Here is a 16,499-nt window from a genome sequence, read left to right as displayed (position 1 = left end):
CTCCACGGATGAACATCGGGTTTTGTGAACATGAGTGATAGCACTGTTACTCCGGCCGCAGGCGCACCAGCGGCCAAACCTTCTCTGCATTGGCCGACGCTGCTGATCGGGATATGCCTGGTCATTGGCGTGGCCGGTGGGCTGGGGTGGTTCATGCACAAACCCAAGGCCCCGGTGCCTGTGTTGGCCAGTGACAAACTGGGCATGAGCCGCCCGGATGGCTTGCTGGAAACCCACTCCTTGAGCCAGTTACCCAAGGACTTGTTGGCAGTGCCGTTCCTCAAGGAAACCCTGACCGAAGATTTCGTCTTCTATTACGAAACCCACGCCGATCGCCTGGGGTTGATCGGCAGCTTGCGGCGGATCATCTACGAACATGACTTGAAACTGCAGGACACCTTGATCGAGCAACTGTTCGATCAACCGGCGGACGTAGCGTTGTGGCGCGGGGCGGATGGGCGGCTCAAGGATTTCCTGCTGGTGATGGATCGCGGCGGGCTGGCCAAGGTGCTGGAGCCGCTGGCCAAAGTGGCACTGGACGACTCGCAACTGAGCAAGGTTGCGGACCTGAAGGTCGGTACCGACGACGTGGCGCTCTATCAACTCGGTTACAACGCGAGCAAGGCGCTGCTGTTCGCATCCCATGGCGACAAACTGGTGGTGTTGTCCAATCCGGCGAAACTCTACGATCCGCAAAGCGGCGCAACGGAAGAATCGGGCAGCGTGTCGACCACGGCCATTGCTGCGCTGCTCAATGGCGACAAATTGTTCCCCGACGCTTTCGGCCTGCCGCCGCGCGCGCCGGAGGTGAAACAACGCCTGTCGGTGAATGCCAGTGTGTTGGCCATGGGTTACCAGCGCTTTATTCCGAACTTCGCTGGCCTGCGTTTCGACATGGACGACAAGGGCTGGCACAGCTTCCTGGCCATGGATGAACTGGAGAATCAGCCGGACTTCGATTTCAAACCGATCTGGCAAGCCATGCCCATGGGCGCCAGCGCTTGCGTGGCGTTGCCGCTGGCTGCCGAACAACAGAAGCCGCTGCTGGTGAAACTCGGTGCCGAAGATAGCGTGGCACAAGCGTTGACCGAACACATGGCCGGCGCGGCGGGGCTCTGCTGGTACGCTGATTCGCGTCTGTACACGCCGTTGCTGGTGGCCAGTCTGAGCGACGAGGATAGCGGCACGCTCGATGGCAATCTGGGCAAGCTGTTCGGCTCGATGGTCGGCGCCTATGAAAGCAATGTCGCCGGGCACGCATTCCCGGTGGTGGAGAAACAGGAGGGGCAGAGCCATCAGTGGCAGCGGCAAGTCAGTTCCAGTTTCGGCCCGTACAAAGCCAAGGACGCCGAAAATCCGGAGGCGATCAGCGGCAAGGCGTTCATGCGTGTGAGCCTGGCCCGCCACGGTTCAACCTTGCTGTTTTCCCTCGATGACAAACTCGTCGACAAGGCTCTAGGCACCCTCGACAAACGCTTCCCGCCGATGGCCGACGTGGTGCCCAAGGACCTGCTGATGCCGGTCTATTTCGGCCCGGATTCCATGGCGCAACTGATGCAGCAGGAAACCCTCGACAGCCTGCCCCAGGACATGGAACCGGTGTTCTACAACGCCGCGCAAACCTACCTTATCCCGAAGCTGCGCAAGCTCGGCGGCTACGGCAAGTACGCCCTGACCTTGCCCGAAGGCAGTGAGCCCGACGGCCATTGGCAATGGCTGCCGCTGGAGTGGAAAGCCCTGTGACGGCATTGATCCGAAGTCTCGGCCTGCTGGCGTTGTTGTTGAGCGCGGGTGCCCACGCTGTCGAGGCACCATCGCTCGACCCGCAGCAATCCCAGGTGTTTCGCGCCTGGTTCGTGCGTATCGCCCAGGAGCAACTGAGCCAGGGCCCGAGCCCCCGTTGGTATCAGCAAGACTGCGCCGGACTGGTGCGCTTCGCTGCCAATGAAGCGCTGAAAGTCCATGACGACAAATGGCTGCGCAGCAATGGCCTGTCCAATCGTTACCTGCCGCCGGAACTGCAACTGAGCGACGCCCAGCGCAGCCTTGCCCAGCAATGGCAGCAGGGCGGCGGCAAGGTCGGGCCATACGTCAATGCGATCAAGTTGATCCAGTTCAACAGCCATCTGGTCAGCCGCGATGTGTCTCAGGCACGCCCTGGCGACCTGATGTTTTTCGATCAGGGCGACGACCAGCACCTGATGATCTGGATGGGCCGCTACATCGCCTATCACACTGGCACCAGCACACCCACCGACAACGGCATGCGTTCGGCAAGCCTGCAGCAACTCATGACATGGAAGGACACCCGATGGATACCCGACGCAGCCAACCCCAACTTCATCGGCGTCTATCGACTGAATTTTCTTTCCCAATGACCGGTGCCCGCATGCTGCGTTTTCTGTCTCTGATGTTGGTATTGGTGCTGCCGTTCTCGGCGGGTTACGCCGACGATTCGGTCCCGGCCAGCGGCTATGCGCCGGTGGCCGGCGAGAGTTTTTTCCTGCTGGCCGACAGCAGTTTTGCCAGCGATGAACCGGCGATGGTGCGTCTCGAAGCGCCGGGCCGCGACTATCGCCGGTTTCGCATGGAGCCCTACGGCGGCGCCGACATTCGGGTGTATCGCATCGACAGACCGCTGGATTTCCTCAAGCGTCAGAAGAACCTGCATCGAGTGGTCAGCGATGGCCAGTTCAAGGGTGAAGGCCTGTCCAACACCCTCGCTTACCTGTGGGATAACTGGTATCGCAAATCCCGTCGGGTGATGCAGCGGGCGTTTTCCTACGAGTCGCGTAAACAAGTCACCGAGGAAGTGCCGGAACTGAAGATGGGCAATGCGATGGCCGCGCCAACGCCCTACGATGCGCAGCCGCAATTCGCGCTGATACCGGGTTTGCCGGTGGTCAGCCAGTTCCGTTATCCGTTGTGGCAGGCCAAGCCGATCCAGCCACCTGCGGGGGTGAACCTGGCCGGTTCTTCCAGCGAGTTCGTCAGCGTCGCGCCGGGCAACGTGTACATCCCGTTGGGCAATCTCAAACCAGGTCTTTATCTGGTGGAAGCGCTGATCGGCAAGTACCGTGCGACCACCATGGTGTTCGTCTCCAACACCGTGGCGGTGAGCAAGATCGCCGGCGACGAATTGCTGGTGTGGGCCGCGCGCAAACACGAAGGCAGCTCGGTGCCAAGGGTCAATGTGCTGTGGACCGATGGCCTCGGCGTAATGAGCAGCGGCGCTACGGATATCGATGGCTTGCTGCGCTTGAAGCACGTCAGCCCCGAGCGTTCGTTCGTGATCGGCGAGGACGAAGAGGGCGGGGTGTTCGTCTCCGAGAACTTCTACTACGACAGCGAAATCTACGACACCAAACTCTATGCCTTCACCGACCGGCCGCTGTATCGGCCGGGGGATTGGGTGTCGCTGAAAATCGTTGGGCGTGAATTCAAGAACGCGCGGGATTCGGTGCAGCCAAGCGCGGCCGACGTCAATGTAACCGTGCTGGATGCGACCGGTACGGCACTGCAATCCCTCGATCTAAAGCTCGATTCCAAGGCTGGCAGCCAGGGCCGATTCCAGTTGCCGGACAACGCCGTGGCCGGTGGATATGAGCTGCGTTTCAACTACAAGGATCAGGCCTACAGCAGCGCCTTTCGCGTCGCTGAGTACATCAAGCCGCACTTCGAGATTTCACTCAACCTGGCCAAGCAGGATTACCGTACCGGCGAAGCGGTCAAGGGCAACCTGGTGCTGCTGTACCCGGATGGAAAACCGGTGGCCAATGCGAAATTGAGCCTGAGCCTGCGCGCCCAACAGCTGTCGATGGTCGACAACGAACTGCAATACCTCGGGCAATTTCCGGTGGAGCTGACCAGCACCGAATTGACCACCGACGCCAAGGGCAATGCGTCCCTCGACTTGCCGGCCGCCGAGAAGCCAAGTCGCTACATGCTCACGGTGTTTGCCAGCGACGGAGCGGCGTATCGGGTCAAGACCACCAAGGAAATCCTCATCGACCGTGGCGCGGCGAATTTCCGCGTGGGCGCGCCTCAACGCTTCAGCGCGGTGGGTGACAAGGTTGCGTTCAGCTACGCCCGCGAAGGCGAGCAGGTCGATGCCGTTACTCCGGGCAGCTATGGCTGGGTGCGTTTGGAAGACCAGAGCACCGGTGGAGGCAAACTCGCGGAAACCGACAAGGGGTTCATCCTGGTCTTTGACCGGCCGGGCACCTACAACCTGACGCTCAAGGATGATCATGGCCGGGTAGTCGGTGCCACCGGCCATTCGGTTACCGGCGAAGGTGTCAAAGCCGTACCCGGCACCGTGGAAATCGTCCTCGACAAGCCCGAGTACATCGCAGGCGATGAAGCGCTGGCGCTGATCACTTTCCCCGAGCCAGTGAGCGATGCGCTGCTGTCTCTGGAGCGCGACAAGGTCGAAGCCACTGCGTTGCTTTCCAAGGGCGGCGACTGGCTGAAGATGGAAAAACTCAGCGATACCCAATACCGCGCGCGCATCCCGGTAAAGGACGGTTTCGCGCCGAACCTGACCTTTTCGGTGCTGTACACCAAGGGCGGCCAGTACAGTTTCCAGAACGCCGGCATCAAGGTGGTCACGCCACAGATCGACGTGGCCATCGCCACGGACAAAGAAACCTATCAGCCGGGTGAAACCGTGTCGGTGGACCTGACCACCCAGTTCGCCGGCAAAGCGATTCCCGCGCACCTGACGGTCAGCGTGGTCGATGAAATGGTCTACGCCCTGCAACCGGAAGTGGCGCCGAGCATCGACCAGTTCTTCTATCACCCACGGCGCAACAACGTGCGCACCAGTGCCAGTTTGTCGTTCATCAGTTATGACGTCGCTTTGCCGGGCAGCCCCGGTGCACCGGGCAAAGCCAATCGCAGTGAGCGTGGCGTGAAGGTTCTGGAGCGACCGCGTCGCGAGGATGTCGACACGGCGGCGTGGCAACCTGAATTGCTGACCGATGCCAACGGCAAAACCCGCTTCACCTTTAAGATGCCCGACTCCCTGACCCGCTGGCGCATCACCGCCAGGGCCATCGCCGATGGCGGGCAGGTCGGGCAGAAGAAGCAATTCGTGCGCTCGGAAAAACCGCTGTACCTGAAGTGGAGCGGCCCGACCCGATTCCGCGCTGGCGACAAACCGGACCTTGGTGTGTTCGCCTTCAGTCAGGCCGAGAAACCGGTCAAGGCCGAACTGGTGACCCGTTACGCCGGCAACGAACAACGCGTGCCTGTGACCCTGAACAGCGGCATCAACTACATCCCGTTGCCAGAATTTGAACTGGCCAATGGCGAGTGGAGCGCCGAGCTGGTGCAGGATGGCAAAACCGCTGACGCCCTGGCGGTGCGCCTGAGCGCGACCGGTGAAGGCTGGCAGGTGACTCAAACCCAGAGCCTCGATGTGGCTGAGGGCGATACGCCGCTGACGTTGCCGACAGACGCCAGTGATATCCGCCTGCGTCTGGACGACAGTGCGCAAGCGTTGTTCCGTTCTGCCCTCGACGATCTGTTGAGCTACCCCTACGGTGGCGTCGAGCAGACCGCCAGCCGCCTGCTTCCGTTGAGCATCGCTTACCCGACGCTGGCGGCGAATCCGCAGATCCGTGATCGTCTGCGCCTGATCATGCAAAACAGTCGTTTGCGCCTGGTGCAAATGGCCGGCCCTTCGGCGAGCTTCACCTGGTGGGGCATGGACGGCGAGCCCGATGCCTTCCTCACCGCCTACGCCTATTACGCCGACTGGCACGCCAGCCAGGTGCTGGAACTGAGCCTGCCGCCGGAGCATTGGCAGCGGGTGCTGGAGGTCTACGCCAAGCAGGCGAAGAACACGCCGCTGTTGCAGCGGGCGCTGATCCTGTCGTTCGCCAAACAGATGCAGTTGCCGGTCAATACCTTGCTCAGTGGCTTGATGGACGACCTGGCGAAAGCGGGCGAGGGCACTGCCGCGAACCTGATGGAAGACGGCGAAGACAGCCTCGTCATGAGCGATCCGGATTCCGCCTTGGGGCTGGCGGGTGCACGAGTGCTGACGGCATCGCTGGCCAGGCAGGCGAAGGTCGCTTTGCCGGACAGGTTCAATCGGCAACTGGCCGACGCGCAGCAACGTCTGGCGGTCAGTTCCCAGCCGTTTGCCGAAGCGCTGAACCTGTCGCTGCAACCCTTCGATCAGGCTCGCGCCCAGGCCTTGCTGCAACGTTTGCTGCCACAGCAATCGACCCTGGAACGTGCATTGTCGCTCACCTGGCTGCAACGCAGCATCGAGCAGGCATCGCCCACCATTGCATTGGCGCCGGGTGAAGGCTGGAAGAAGCAGTACGGGGTTTCTGGTGAGATGTACTGGACGTGGCAGGGGCCTGCGCCAGTGCCGGCGGTATTGACGCTGACCGGCGCGCAAGAGCGTCCACTGCGCGCTGCATTGAGCTACCGCAGTCAGCAGCCGGCGGTCGATCCGATGGCCGTGACCATTACCCGTCGCCTGTCGCGACTGGTGCCGGGGGATGAGGCTTTCACCTTCAAACTCGAAGCGGTCGGCAGCGCGCCGCTGTCCAGTGACAGCCTCTATCTCGATGAAGTGATCATCACCAGCAAAGCCGCCAGACCGTTGCGCTATGGCCTGCTGGAAGTGCCGCTGCCACCGGGTGCCGATGTCGAGCGCACCACCTGGGGCATCAAACTCATGGGCAAGGCCGGCACCGAACCGACATCGCTGGAGAAGGCGCGTTTCGAGCCGGGGCAAATGGCTTATGCCGTTCCGGTCGATGCCTTGAGTGGCGAATTGCGCCTGCGGCATTTGGTGCGTTTCTCGCAGAAGGGGCAGTTCAACTTGCCGCCGGTGCGTTTCACTCAGGTGTATGCGCCGCAGCATCAGGCGATGGAACAAAAGGCTGCCCTTGGCCAGGTCACGGTTCACTGACGTGCACAGGCGGCTGATCGCTTGGTTGCTGTGTTTGATTCCTGTGCTGGCAATGGCGCAGGACGAACCTTTGCGCCTGGCCTTCAAGGGCGATTTGTTGTCCCTGAGCCGAACGCAGGTGACCACCCGCGAGCCGTTGCCGCAGACGTTGCAGGCGCCGCTGGGCAGTGTGTGGAAGTTGTTCGTCTACGCCTGGCTGGTGGACACCGGCGCGCGCGAGCCTGCTTATGAATGCCGCGGCCAGTCGAAAGAAGAGGTGTATTGCTGCACGGCGGGCGGCAGGGTCGAGCGTGATCAGGCGTTGGTGAAGTCATGCGGTCTGTATTTCGAACCCGCGCGATTGGGCATCGGCGATGCAGACTGGCGAGCCTATTGGCAGACGCGGCAGGCGCCGCAATGGTTGCTGGATTTGCCTTCGTTGCAACCGGCTACCCGGGTTTCGGTGGCGGAGCTTTTGAAGGTGTTGGCCGTGCTGCCAGCGCAGGATCAAGCCCGACGTGTGTTGCTCGATGTGGTGCTCAATGCCGCCGATGGCCAAGCCGTCGGCGAACTCGGAAGCCGCCTGCGGGTAAAGACCTGGAGCTGGTTGGCGGATCAGGATGCAACATCGCGTCAGGGCGGGTTTGCCGGTTGGACAGCGGACGGCACAGCGGTCTGGGCCGGTGGGCGCGGCACCAGTCAACGGGTTCTTCGAGATTACGCGCAGGCACTCTCTACGGTGATTCCAGTTGCATGGCCTGCGGATGCAGGGCAGTGCGTAGAGGTCGACCTGTTCTCCCGCTATCCACTTCGGGGCGTGCTGTCAGGGGGCACCGCGGTGAATTCCGGGGCGTTGCGGGGTGACTACCGCGTTGAATTCGCCAACGGCAATACGCTGGATATCCACAGCGACGGCGAACTGTTTCTGCTGAACGACAAGCTGGTGGCACGCCTGGATCGCGAAGAGTACGTGGCCCGTGTTCTCCAGCGCGAAGCCAGCGCCGAACCGGTCGAGGCCGCCAAAGCCCTGGCCGTGGCCATCCGCACCTACCTGCTGCAAAACGCCACGCGCAGCGGTGATTGCCTGAGCATCGACGACAGCAGCAGCCGTCAGCGGGTCGCACCGCGTCCGGCGTCGCCCGAGTCGCGCGACATCGCCGCCTGGACCAGCGACCTGGTGCTGGCTGGCAGCACCGTCACCTACCATTCCGATCAACCCGGCCCGGACAAGCTGTCCTGGCAGCAAGCCGTCGAACAGGCCCGTGCCGGCCAGCGCTACGATGCCATCCTGCTGCACGCCTACCCACGCGCCAGTCTCAGTCGCTGGGACAACCCGATCGCGTCCTGCGAAGCGTTGCCCACCGCACAAGAATGGCTGCAAAAGCAACGGCGCGGCTGGCGCCAGAAACTTGAAAGCGAAACCGGCTACAGCGAAGTCAGCACCTTCGCCGTCTGCCGCCTGGCCTTCGGTCGTCCCTATGTCGACCGCGAACGTCGGCGCATCTACGTGCGTGGCGTGCAGACACTGCAAGACCGCCTCGACCTGACCCACGAATACCTGCACCTGGCCTTCGAAGCACACCCCAATGGCCAGGATGAAACCTACATCGAAGGGCTCGCCCGCCACCTCTTGCTGGAATAGTCCATGAAACTCCGTTATCCACAGGTCTTGCTGTTGCTCTGCTCGCTGGTGGCGTTGCCATCGGTGATGGCGGCTGACAGCGTCAAACTCGACACCCCTGCAGGTGGCTGGCGCACCGGCGCGCCTGAGGGCGAAGGGGAACACTTCCGGCAGACCGTGAACTACCCGGCCTCGTCGGTGAATACCCCGGCAGGGCAGGCCAACACCGCGCGCATCAGCGGGCAGATCAAAGCCACGCCCAAATCCACAGAGCCCGGCCGGTTGATCGTCAACGGAGTGAGCATGCCGCTGAAAATCGACCCGGCCGGCCGCTTCGATCGCCCGTTCTCATTCCCCAACGGCAGCAACAGCGTCGAGGTGCGCAGCCCCGATGGCCAGCAACGTCAGCGCACGCAATTTCTCAACAGCAGCGGCGGTGCGACCCCGGCCAAACTGCGCGTCTTGCTGGCGTGGGACAGCGACAACACCGACCTCGACCTGCACCTGATCACCCCCGACGGCGCGCACATCTGGTACGGCGACCGCGCCGTCCCCAACGGCGCCGCGCTCGACGTCGACGTCACCACCGGCTACGGCCCGGAAATCTTCGCCATGCCCGCACCGATCAAGGGGCAATATCTGGTCTATGTGAACTACTTTGGCGGTGGTTACAGCAGTGATGAAGAGGGGCAGGAAGACGCGGTGCAAGCGCTGACCACGGCGCAGGTGACGGTGATTACCGAGGAAGGCACGCCGAGCGAGAAGATGGAGACCTTCCTGGTGCCGATGCGTGCGGTGGGGGAGTTGACGTTGGTGAAGTCGTTTAGTTATCCCTGAGGGGAAAGTGACAGCAGTGCTGACACTATTTGTTTTTTATTTGTCGCAGCAGTGCTGCGACAAATGCAGGTTCTGGGAGGTTCACTTTCTTTCAGGCATTAAAAAGCCGGCTTGTGGCCGGCGTTCTATAGATCCACAGCCCGCTACAGAATTTCAAAATCCCTAGATATTTCGGGGCTTTACGCCTACTATCAGTCCTCAGATGTCCACAGCAAATTACTAAAAGCCACGATTCAGGTGTGGGTCAAGGTGTGGGTCGGAACGGGAGGGCTTTATGGGCAAGCTGACAATCAAGGCAATCGAATCACTTGTCCGGTCTGGAGACACAGGTAAAACCAACGACGGCGATGGTTTGTATTTCCAGATAAGCAAAGCGGGGGTGTCCAGTTGGATTTTCCGCTACAAGCTTGAAGGTAAAGGTCGTGAAATGGGCCTGGGCCCTTATCCAACCGTCACTCTTGCGAAGGCCCGCGAACTGGCTGCAGATCAACGCAAGGTTTTGGCTGCTGGTTCTGACCCTCTGGCGGCCCGCGATGACGCGCGAGAAGCAAAGCGCGAAGCCGAGCGACAAGCGCAAACGCGTCGTGTGACCTTTGAGTCGCTTGCGACCGAATACCGGAATGCTCATGGTTCTGCCTGGTCGGAAAAATGGCGTAAAGGCTGGCTGCGAAAACTGGAGCTGTATGTCTTCCCTATCATCGGCAAGCTTCCTGCTGCCGAGATTCAGACCGAGCAGGTCCTGAAAGTACTTCGTCCCATCTGGGCAACCAAGACCCGCACCGCCGACGAGGTGCGTGGACAAATCGAGCAGGTCCTGGATGCCGCCAAGGCGCACAAGCTGCGCGATGGCGACAATCCGGCGCGCTGGCGCGGACATCTGGACAGCCTGCTGAGCAAGGTAGAAAAGAAAAAAGCCCGCCAGCGCCAGCATTTCCCTGCGATGAAGTGGAAGGATGTGCCGACGCTTATGGTCAAGCTGGCGTTGGACGAATCTCGCGCCTCTGTTGCGGCTCGACTGCTCATCCTCACTGGTGCGCGCGCGCTCATGGTCCGCTTTGCAAAATGGTCGGAGTTCGACTTGAAGGCCGGTATTTGGTCGCTGCCTGCCGAGCGGATGAAAATGCGCCAGGCCTTCAAGATTCCCTTGGCTCCAGAGGTTGTCGAGCTGCTGGAAGCCCTGCCGCGCGGCGAGGACAGCTCGTATCTATTTCCTGGTCAAGGCAAGACTGGCGTTATGCATGCCAACGCCATCCGCAACCTGTTACACGGCCTCGGGCATGATGACGTGACCCGTCATGGTTTTCGGTCGAGCTTCCGTGACTGGGCAAGCGAGTGCACTCAATATCCCCGTGAAGTCTGTGAACTGGCCTTGGCCCATGATGAGCGCGACCAGACCGAGGCCGCCTACTCCCGATCCGACTTCATCGAAAAGCGCCACGCTTTGATGGCCGATTGGGCGAAATTCATTACCACGCCGCCAACGTCAATTGTCATTCAAGGAGATTTCAAACGAGCTTAAGTTGGGCAGCCTGGAAAACGATTGTCATTGCCAATGATCGAAATCTGTTAGGAGAGAAGTGAGAGATGAAGTGGGCAAACGTTACGCGCGATGACCTGAACGCAGCATTAGCTTCCATCAAAAATGGCCATGATCCAGAGGCGGCCCAAAACATTCTTGAGTACCTCCATGAGCGCATGAGCAACGGGTATTCATACGACCAGGACTTTCTTCACGAATATATGACCATGGTCGTCGCGAGAGCTGTGGAAGATAAAAGAACCGGGTGCCAAGCATTTGGTTTGAAGCTGTGGAGAGGTGGGTACGACCGTGAAGATACGACGGAGCGCGATATGGCGGCGGCTGCTTGTGTGGTGCTGCTGATGCGAAAAGGTTTTCTCTGGCAGGACGCAATTGGCGACGCTGCAAATCTTTTGTTTCCTGATGGTAAAGGAGACAAGGCGGTCAAGGCAGCACATGCGGAAAACAAATCCCAGATTGAGCACTACCCTGACGGCGCCCTCTTGGAGATGTTGGGGCCGCTAGCCGGCACTCCCCTCATAAAGCGCGTTATGGCCGGTTAGAGTCTTCGTCACCTCCATATGAAATGCCATCGTCCACCCCGAGCTGGGTCAATCCTTAGAGGAAAACGACGATGGCAGCAACCAACCAAAAACTCGCCCAACAGTCCGCCAACCAGCACCAACAGCGCATGATCTGGCGACTCCCTACCGTGAAATTTGCTACGGGTCTGGGGCGTTCCAAAATCTATAATTTGATGAAGGAGGGTCGCTTTCCGAAGGCCCGCCGCATCGCGGGTGCGCATGTTGTTGGCTGGGACTCGCTGGAGATCGAGGCCTGGATTTCCGAGCAGCTGGAGTGCCAATAATGAAAAGCGGCCACTCCCTGTTGTTTCTTGATGATCTGCAAGCCGTTTATGGCCCACTTGATTGCCTTCCAATTCCCGATGGCAAGATCCATCGCTTCCACGTCCCCGGTGATAAGCCTGGCAGTCTGAGCGGCTGGTATCTGCTGTATGCCGAACCCAGCGTTACGGGCTGCTTCGGTAGCCTGAAGGCTGGTGGCGTTTACATTGGTGAGGTGCTCTAAATGAAAAAGAGCCGCCCCCCATACCAGCAGAGCAGCCCGTCGCGTGGCCAGTTTATCACTCTCATCCGCGCCTTGTCGGTCCTTGAGTACGCCCTCCGCCTGCCTGTGCTGCTGACGTTTGTAGCACTCCTGTATCGGCTGATCATGGAGGCAGCATGAACAAAACCGCCATCCACAACCACGGTGAACCACTCAGCGTGGTGGTTTCGCGTATGAAAGGTGTCAAGCAACACGGCGACAGCTTCATGGCTGTATGCCCCGCACATCAAGACAAGTCTCCATCCCTGAGCCTGTCGCGGGCCGGGGATGGCCGCGCACTGGTTCACTGCTTTGCCGGCTGCGATCCCCGTGACGTACTGGGCGCGGTTGGCTTGGAGATGCGAGACCTGTTCCCTGAGAACATGAGCCAAGATCAGCGCCGGGAGTTCCGGCGCATCAAGCTGGAACACGAACGCGATTCTGAGCGCTTGATTATCGAGATTGCAAAGGCAGAGGCTGAGGCCGGAGCCTTGAGTGAAGAGAGCACCGCACGGCTGGCACTGGCACGCGAGCGAGTCTACCAGTTGGATCATCAGCTCGTAGAGCTGGGGAGCGTCGCAACACCGCCACGCCTTGCGTTGGTGGAGGTGAAGTTGGACGACGTTATGAGCGCCAGCCCGGACGTTGTGCGCTATGCCGTGAAACCGTTGATGCCTCGCCGTCATGTGACTCTGTTCGGGGGGCATGGCGGTATCGGTAAGTCGAGCCTCGCATTGGCTATCAGCGCGCATGTTGCATGCGGTTTTCCCTTCGCAGGTCAGGAAGTCGAGCAATCCCCTGTGCTGTTCGTAAGCTTGGAGGATGAAGCCAGCATCGTGCGTCTGCGCTTGCGCAGTATCATTGAGGCATACGGGCTGCCCGCAGAGCGCGTGCTTGCCTCCCTTCGCCTGTTGGACGGCACGCAAACCATCACCGCTCTTATGACAGAGGGCGATGGCTTCAGCGCGCAACCCGTTTTCACACAGGCATATCGGGAGCTTGAAGCGGGGGCTTATGGTGCGGGGTTGATCGTGATCGACAACGCTTCTGATGCGTTCGATGCGAACGAAAACAGCCGCCGTATGGTACGTGCTTTTGTGCGTGGCTTGGCTGACATTGCCCGCAAACACAATGCTGCTGTGGTTCTGCTGGCGCATATCGATAAGAGCGCTGCCAAGGATGGCGCACGCGGCAACAACTACAGCGGTTCGACTGCCTGGCACAACAGCGCTCGCTCGCGTTTGGCGCTGATGGAGCAGGATGGGCGCATCCTTCTCGTACATGAGAAAGCCAACCTTAGCGCGCGTGCTGAGCCTATGGCTTTTTTGTTCGTGGATGGCGTTCCCGTGCCTGAGGCTGGTACTCAAGCAGAGGGTCTGACGACTGAGAACTTCGATCACGCCGAAATCATTCGCGTCTTTATGGCAGCCAATGACGCGGGTATTAAAGTGCCGGCCAATTTGATCCCCGGCGCGCACTCGGCAATGAAGGCGCTGGAATCACTGCCAGAGTACAACCGGGTCTTCCGGGGCAAACCGGGAGGTAAACGCGCCTCACTTGCCATTACTGCGTTGCTCCGCCTCGGGCGTGTGCGGCGCATCAAATACAAGACCCCGAACCGTAAAATTCGCGAGCTCTTTGAGCTGGTCGAACTGTCAGAGACGCCCGCAGTTCCGCTCGAAAATGTGCAAATTTCGAGTGTTTAAAGTGCGCCGCACCACCCCCTATAACCCCCTCAGCGCATCGGCGCAGCGCATGGGGATGCTTGCGCCAGTGCGCCAATCATCAACGGCGCAGCGCGGAACACCATCGGCGCAACGGCGCAAAGTAAAACCCACCCAAGATGCCGCCTGATTTCCGGATTGTGCGGCCGTGGGGGGGTGAAAAGTTAAGACCGAGGAGTAAGCGATGAGCAAAAACCGTCTGTTCAAGAATCAGCCAAAAATCCGTCTGATCGTGTCCGTTGAGGGCGATACCGTGGAAATCATTGACGAGCTTATCGGTAAGCCCCTCGGCGGCAGGCATCCGGCGAAGGGCAACCGTTCGGAATTCGTGCGCTTGGCTATTGAGGAGAAGCTGGAGCGTGACATGGTTCAGTTTCAGAACCGTGCTCAAGCAATCACCTAAGCGTATCGTTGGATGATTTTCGTAGACACTAAAGCGTGGGATTTTTGATGATTTTCGGAGCAGTACGCGCGCGCGCGCGAGGGGGGTAATAAATGGGCCAAGCTACTGGAGCCGTCCATGGGTGTCGGCAACTTCTTTAGCCTGATGCCCGTCGACCTGAAAGCCCGCAGCCAGTTGGCCGGCATCGAGCTGGTTGAAGCCCACCGGCACGAAAACGTAAGGATGGACTTAACCAAATATTCATCCTTCGCTACTGCCTAGCTTACGCAAGGTGACTTCGGCAGACTATTACACCGAAGCGCCGAATGCTGACTGACCATCAAGCCTGCTGGACCGCAGCTCCTCCTTCGGCGACCCCATTTCGCACAGGGCTACTTCCGCGAGGTGTTCGTCACACGGTGGAGTTGGCGGAAGGCCGAACAGGTCGGATCTCCGGTGGTAGCTGTGCTTGATATTACTCAGGCTGAAAATCCGATTGTTTTCATCAGAATCGACACATCGTTATATGTCGCTTCAGTCAGGCAGTAATGGGCCCAGCCCACGCAAAAAAATAGCCTGAATTCATAGGTTTACAGAACCAATCCAATCGCTATAATCATCGCCCATCACGCCGGTATAGCTCAGTCGGTAGAGCAACTGACTTGTAATCAGTAGGTCCCGGGTTCGACTCCTGGTGCCGGCACCACATTAGGCTCCATTGCATTCCACCGAATACTCTGGAAGCCCCGAAAACCCGCCCTTTGGCGGGTTTTTTCGTTCCAGGACCCTCCGTCGGGATCCAACAAAATCCCCCTTCCCCGAGGGTATGTTAGGGGTACTGCGATTTCCCGGTCAGGAGCGCGTACCCCTATGCCACGTCTAGCGATCCCCCTCAGCGACCTGCAATGCCGCACGGCCAAAACCCGCGAACACGCCTACAAACTGTTCGACGGCGGCGGCATGTACCTTTTCGTCAAACCCAATGGCGTGAAGACCTGGCGCTTGAAATACACCAAGCCCAGTGGCAAGGAAGGTACGCTCATCATCGGCAATTACCCCATCGTTACCCTTTCCGTCGCACGACGTAAGCGCGATGAAGCCAAGGCGTTGTTGCTCGACAACCTCGACCCAATGGAAGAAAAGAAGAAGGCCAAGATCGTAGCCCAGCGGGCGGCACTGCTTTTCGAAACCGTTGCTCTGGAGTGGCACGCCGACATGTCCCGTCGCTGGACCGAAGGCCACGCAAAAACCGTAATGAGCCGACTGCGCACCCACGTCTTCCCGCTGATCGGCCAACGCCCCATCGCCGAACTCGATACCCACGACCTGCTAGAGATCACCCAGCGCATCAAGGAACGCGGCACCATGGATGTGGCGTTAAGGGTACAGAACTACTTATCCACCATCATGCGCGGGGCCAAAAGGGCTCGGCAGATCACCATGAATCCTGCACTGGATCTGGCAGGCTCGATTCACGCGCCGCGCACAATCCATCGCCCGGCCCTCTCCCTCAACCGTCTACCCGAGCTTCTACACCGTATCGACAACTACAACGGCCGCGAGCTGACGCGCCTCGCCGTCCTGTTGACGCTGCATGTATTTGTCCGCTCCAGCGAACTGCGCTTCGCGCGATGGAGTGAGTTCGACTTCCAACGCGCCATGTGGGAAATCCCCGATACCCGCGCACCGATTGAAGGGGTACGCAACTCCACACGCGGGACCAAAATGAACGGCGACATTCAAATGGTTCCGCTCTCGCCGCAGGTCATCGAAATACTGGAGCGCCTGCGCAGCCTCAGTCGTTTTTCAGAGTTAGTGCTACCGGGAGACCACAAGTACTGGAAGCCCATGTCCGAGAACACGGTGAACACCATGCTCCGCAACGTCGGCTATGACACCAGCAAGGACGTGTGCGGCCACGGCTTCAGGACCATGGCCTGTAGCGCCCTGCTGGAGTCCGGGTTATGGACCGACGCAGCCATCGAACGGCAAATGAGTCACAAGGAACGCAACCGCGTGCGCGCCGCTTATATCCACAAGGCCGAATTCCTCGAACAGCGTCGGCTGATCATGGCGTGGTGGAGCAACTACATCGACGCCAACCGCCATGGGCATGTGACGCCCCACGAATTCGCTCACCCGGTCGGCGACAACATTACAGCCCTACAAAATAGCCGTGGCGCATCCAAACGTGGGTAAGCCAAAGAGATCACCGCAGTCCGCCCTTCCACGCGGGTCCATCCAAGCGGGGCTGCAAAGCCGCCCTGCTTGGATGGACCTCATTTAAAAAATCTAAAGCCCACGCAAACTGTCTGTGGAAAACCACTGATTTCCACTGGTGGATAATTTCATCCACAGCCGCAGAACTCCCGGAAATTCGAGCCTTGACCCGAATT

Annotated in this window: 13 protein-coding genes and 1 tRNA gene; all 14 read left to right on the top strand. The window is 59.7% G+C overall.

Annotated elements, in window-relative coordinates; all coding sequences use genetic code 11:
- Positions 1-30 precede the first annotated feature (30 nt).
- Complete coding sequence (locus AB4O40_RS14305; protein ID WP_460054035.1) at positions 31-1,743, top strand: DUF2138 domain-containing protein; 1,713 nt, start codon at positions 31-33, stop codon at positions 1,741-1,743.
- Positions 1,713-2,378 (top strand): DUF1175 domain-containing protein, encoded by a 666-nt coding sequence (locus tag AB4O40_RS14300; RefSeq protein WP_056728909.1) that lies wholly within the window; start codon positions 1,713-1,715, stop codon positions 2,376-2,378. Before AB4O40_RS14305 ends, AB4O40_RS14300 begins: the two co-directional genes overlap by 31 nt.
- Positions 2,375-6,934 (top strand): alpha-2-macroglobulin family protein, encoded by a 4,560-nt coding sequence (locus AB4O40_RS14295; RefSeq protein ID WP_460054038.1) that lies wholly within the window; start codon positions 2,375-2,377, stop codon positions 6,932-6,934. Before AB4O40_RS14300 ends, AB4O40_RS14295 begins: the two co-directional genes overlap by 4 nt.
- Positions 6,935-6,986: 52 nt before the next feature.
- The gene (locus AB4O40_RS14290; protein WP_460054040.1) at positions 6,987-8,555 is read left to right on the top strand and encodes a DUF2300 domain-containing protein; all 1,569 of its coding nucleotides are present in this window, start codon (positions 6,987-6,989) and stop codon (positions 8,553-8,555) included.
- 3 nt (positions 8,556-8,558) lie between these two features.
- Positions 8,559-9,371, top strand: coding sequence for a YfaP family protein (locus AB4O40_RS14285; protein WP_460054043.1), 813 nt, complete (start codon positions 8,559-8,561; stop codon positions 9,369-9,371).
- Positions 9,372-9,645: 274 nt separating this feature from the next.
- Positions 9,646-10,890: a tyrosine-type recombinase/integrase gene (locus AB4O40_RS14280; RefSeq protein ID WP_460054045.1), complete on the top strand. Its 1,245-nt coding sequence runs from the start codon at positions 9,646-9,648 to the stop codon at positions 10,888-10,890.
- 65 nt (positions 10,891-10,955) lie between these two features.
- Entirely contained in the window at positions 10,956-11,453 is a 498-nt protein-coding gene (locus AB4O40_RS14275) for a hypothetical protein (RefSeq protein WP_460054047.1), read from the top strand.
- Positions 11,454-11,524: 71 nt separating this feature from the next.
- Positions 11,525-11,758, top strand: a complete 234-nt coding sequence (locus AB4O40_RS14270; protein ID WP_460054049.1) for a helix-turn-helix transcriptional regulator — start codon at positions 11,525-11,527, stop codon at positions 11,756-11,758.
- Positions 11,758-11,979 (top strand): hypothetical protein, encoded by a 222-nt coding sequence (locus tag AB4O40_RS14265; protein WP_460054052.1) that lies wholly within the window; start codon positions 11,758-11,760, stop codon positions 11,977-11,979. The genes AB4O40_RS14270 and AB4O40_RS14265 overlap by 1 nt, the downstream gene beginning before the upstream one ends.
- Positions 11,980-12,134: 155 nt before the next feature.
- Positions 12,135-13,703, top strand: a complete 1,569-nt coding sequence (locus tag AB4O40_RS14260; RefSeq protein WP_460054054.1) for an AAA family ATPase — start codon at positions 12,135-12,137, stop codon at positions 13,701-13,703.
- 202 nt (positions 13,704-13,905) lie between these two features.
- Positions 13,906-14,124: a ribbon-helix-helix domain-containing protein gene (locus tag AB4O40_RS14255; RefSeq protein WP_460054057.1), complete on the top strand. Its 219-nt coding sequence runs from the start codon at positions 13,906-13,908 to the stop codon at positions 14,122-14,124.
- Positions 14,125-14,241: 117 nt separating this feature from the next.
- Positions 14,242-14,385, top strand: coding sequence for a hypothetical protein (locus AB4O40_RS14250; protein WP_460054059.1), 144 nt, complete (start codon positions 14,242-14,244; stop codon positions 14,383-14,385).
- Positions 14,386-14,733: 348 nt separating this feature from the next.
- Positions 14,734-14,809, top strand: a tRNA-Thr gene (locus tag AB4O40_RS14245).
- Positions 14,810-14,973: 164 nt separating this feature from the next.
- Positions 14,974-16,302 (top strand): tyrosine-type recombinase/integrase, encoded by a 1,329-nt coding sequence (locus tag AB4O40_RS14240; RefSeq protein ID WP_108216166.1) that lies wholly within the window; start codon positions 14,974-14,976, stop codon positions 16,300-16,302.
- Positions 16,303-16,499: the final 197 nt, after the last annotated feature.

It is taken from the genome of Pseudomonas sp. S2_F07 (assembly GCF_054668325.1).
The sequence above is the reverse complement of the archived record's forward strand: the minus strand, read 5'-3'. Positions and strand labels throughout refer to the sequence as shown.

What these genes read in the sequence shown, in the direction of transcription:
- AB4O40_RS14305 (WP_460054035.1), top strand. Translation starts at nt 31, where the DNA reads ATGAGTGATAGCACTGTTACTCCGGCCGCAGGCGCACCAGCGGCCAAA.
- AB4O40_RS14300 (WP_056728909.1), top strand. Translation starts at nt 1,713, where the DNA reads ATGGCTGCCGCTGGAGTGGAAAGCCCTGTGACGGCATTGATCCGAAGT.
- AB4O40_RS14295 (WP_460054038.1), top strand. Translation starts at nt 2,375, where the DNA reads ATGACCGGTGCCCGCATGCTGCGTTTTCTGTCTCTGATGTTGGTATTG.
- AB4O40_RS14290 (WP_460054040.1), top strand. Translation starts at nt 6,987, where the DNA reads ATGGCGCAGGACGAACCTTTGCGCCTGGCCTTCAAGGGCGATTTGTTG.
- AB4O40_RS14285 (WP_460054043.1), top strand. Translation starts at nt 8,559, where the DNA reads ATGAAACTCCGTTATCCACAGGTCTTGCTGTTGCTCTGCTCGCTGGTG.
- AB4O40_RS14280 (WP_460054045.1), top strand. Translation starts at nt 9,646, where the DNA reads ATGGGCAAGCTGACAATCAAGGCAATCGAATCACTTGTCCGGTCTGGA.
- AB4O40_RS14275 (WP_460054047.1), top strand. Translation starts at nt 10,956, where the DNA reads ATGAAGTGGGCAAACGTTACGCGCGATGACCTGAACGCAGCATTAGCT.
- AB4O40_RS14270 (WP_460054049.1), top strand. Translation starts at nt 11,525, where the DNA reads ATGGCAGCAACCAACCAAAAACTCGCCCAACAGTCCGCCAACCAGCAC.
- AB4O40_RS14265 (WP_460054052.1), top strand. Translation starts at nt 11,758, where the DNA reads ATGAAAAGCGGCCACTCCCTGTTGTTTCTTGATGATCTGCAAGCCGTT.
- AB4O40_RS14260 (WP_460054054.1), top strand. Translation starts at nt 12,135, where the DNA reads ATGAACAAAACCGCCATCCACAACCACGGTGAACCACTCAGCGTGGTG.
- AB4O40_RS14255 (WP_460054057.1), top strand. Translation starts at nt 13,906, where the DNA reads ATGAGCAAAAACCGTCTGTTCAAGAATCAGCCAAAAATCCGTCTGATC.
- AB4O40_RS14250 (WP_460054059.1), top strand. Translation starts at nt 14,242, where the DNA reads ATGGGTGTCGGCAACTTCTTTAGCCTGATGCCCGTCGACCTGAAAGCC.
- AB4O40_RS14240 (WP_108216166.1), top strand. Translation starts at nt 14,974, where the DNA reads ATGCCACGTCTAGCGATCCCCCTCAGCGACCTGCAATGCCGCACGGCC.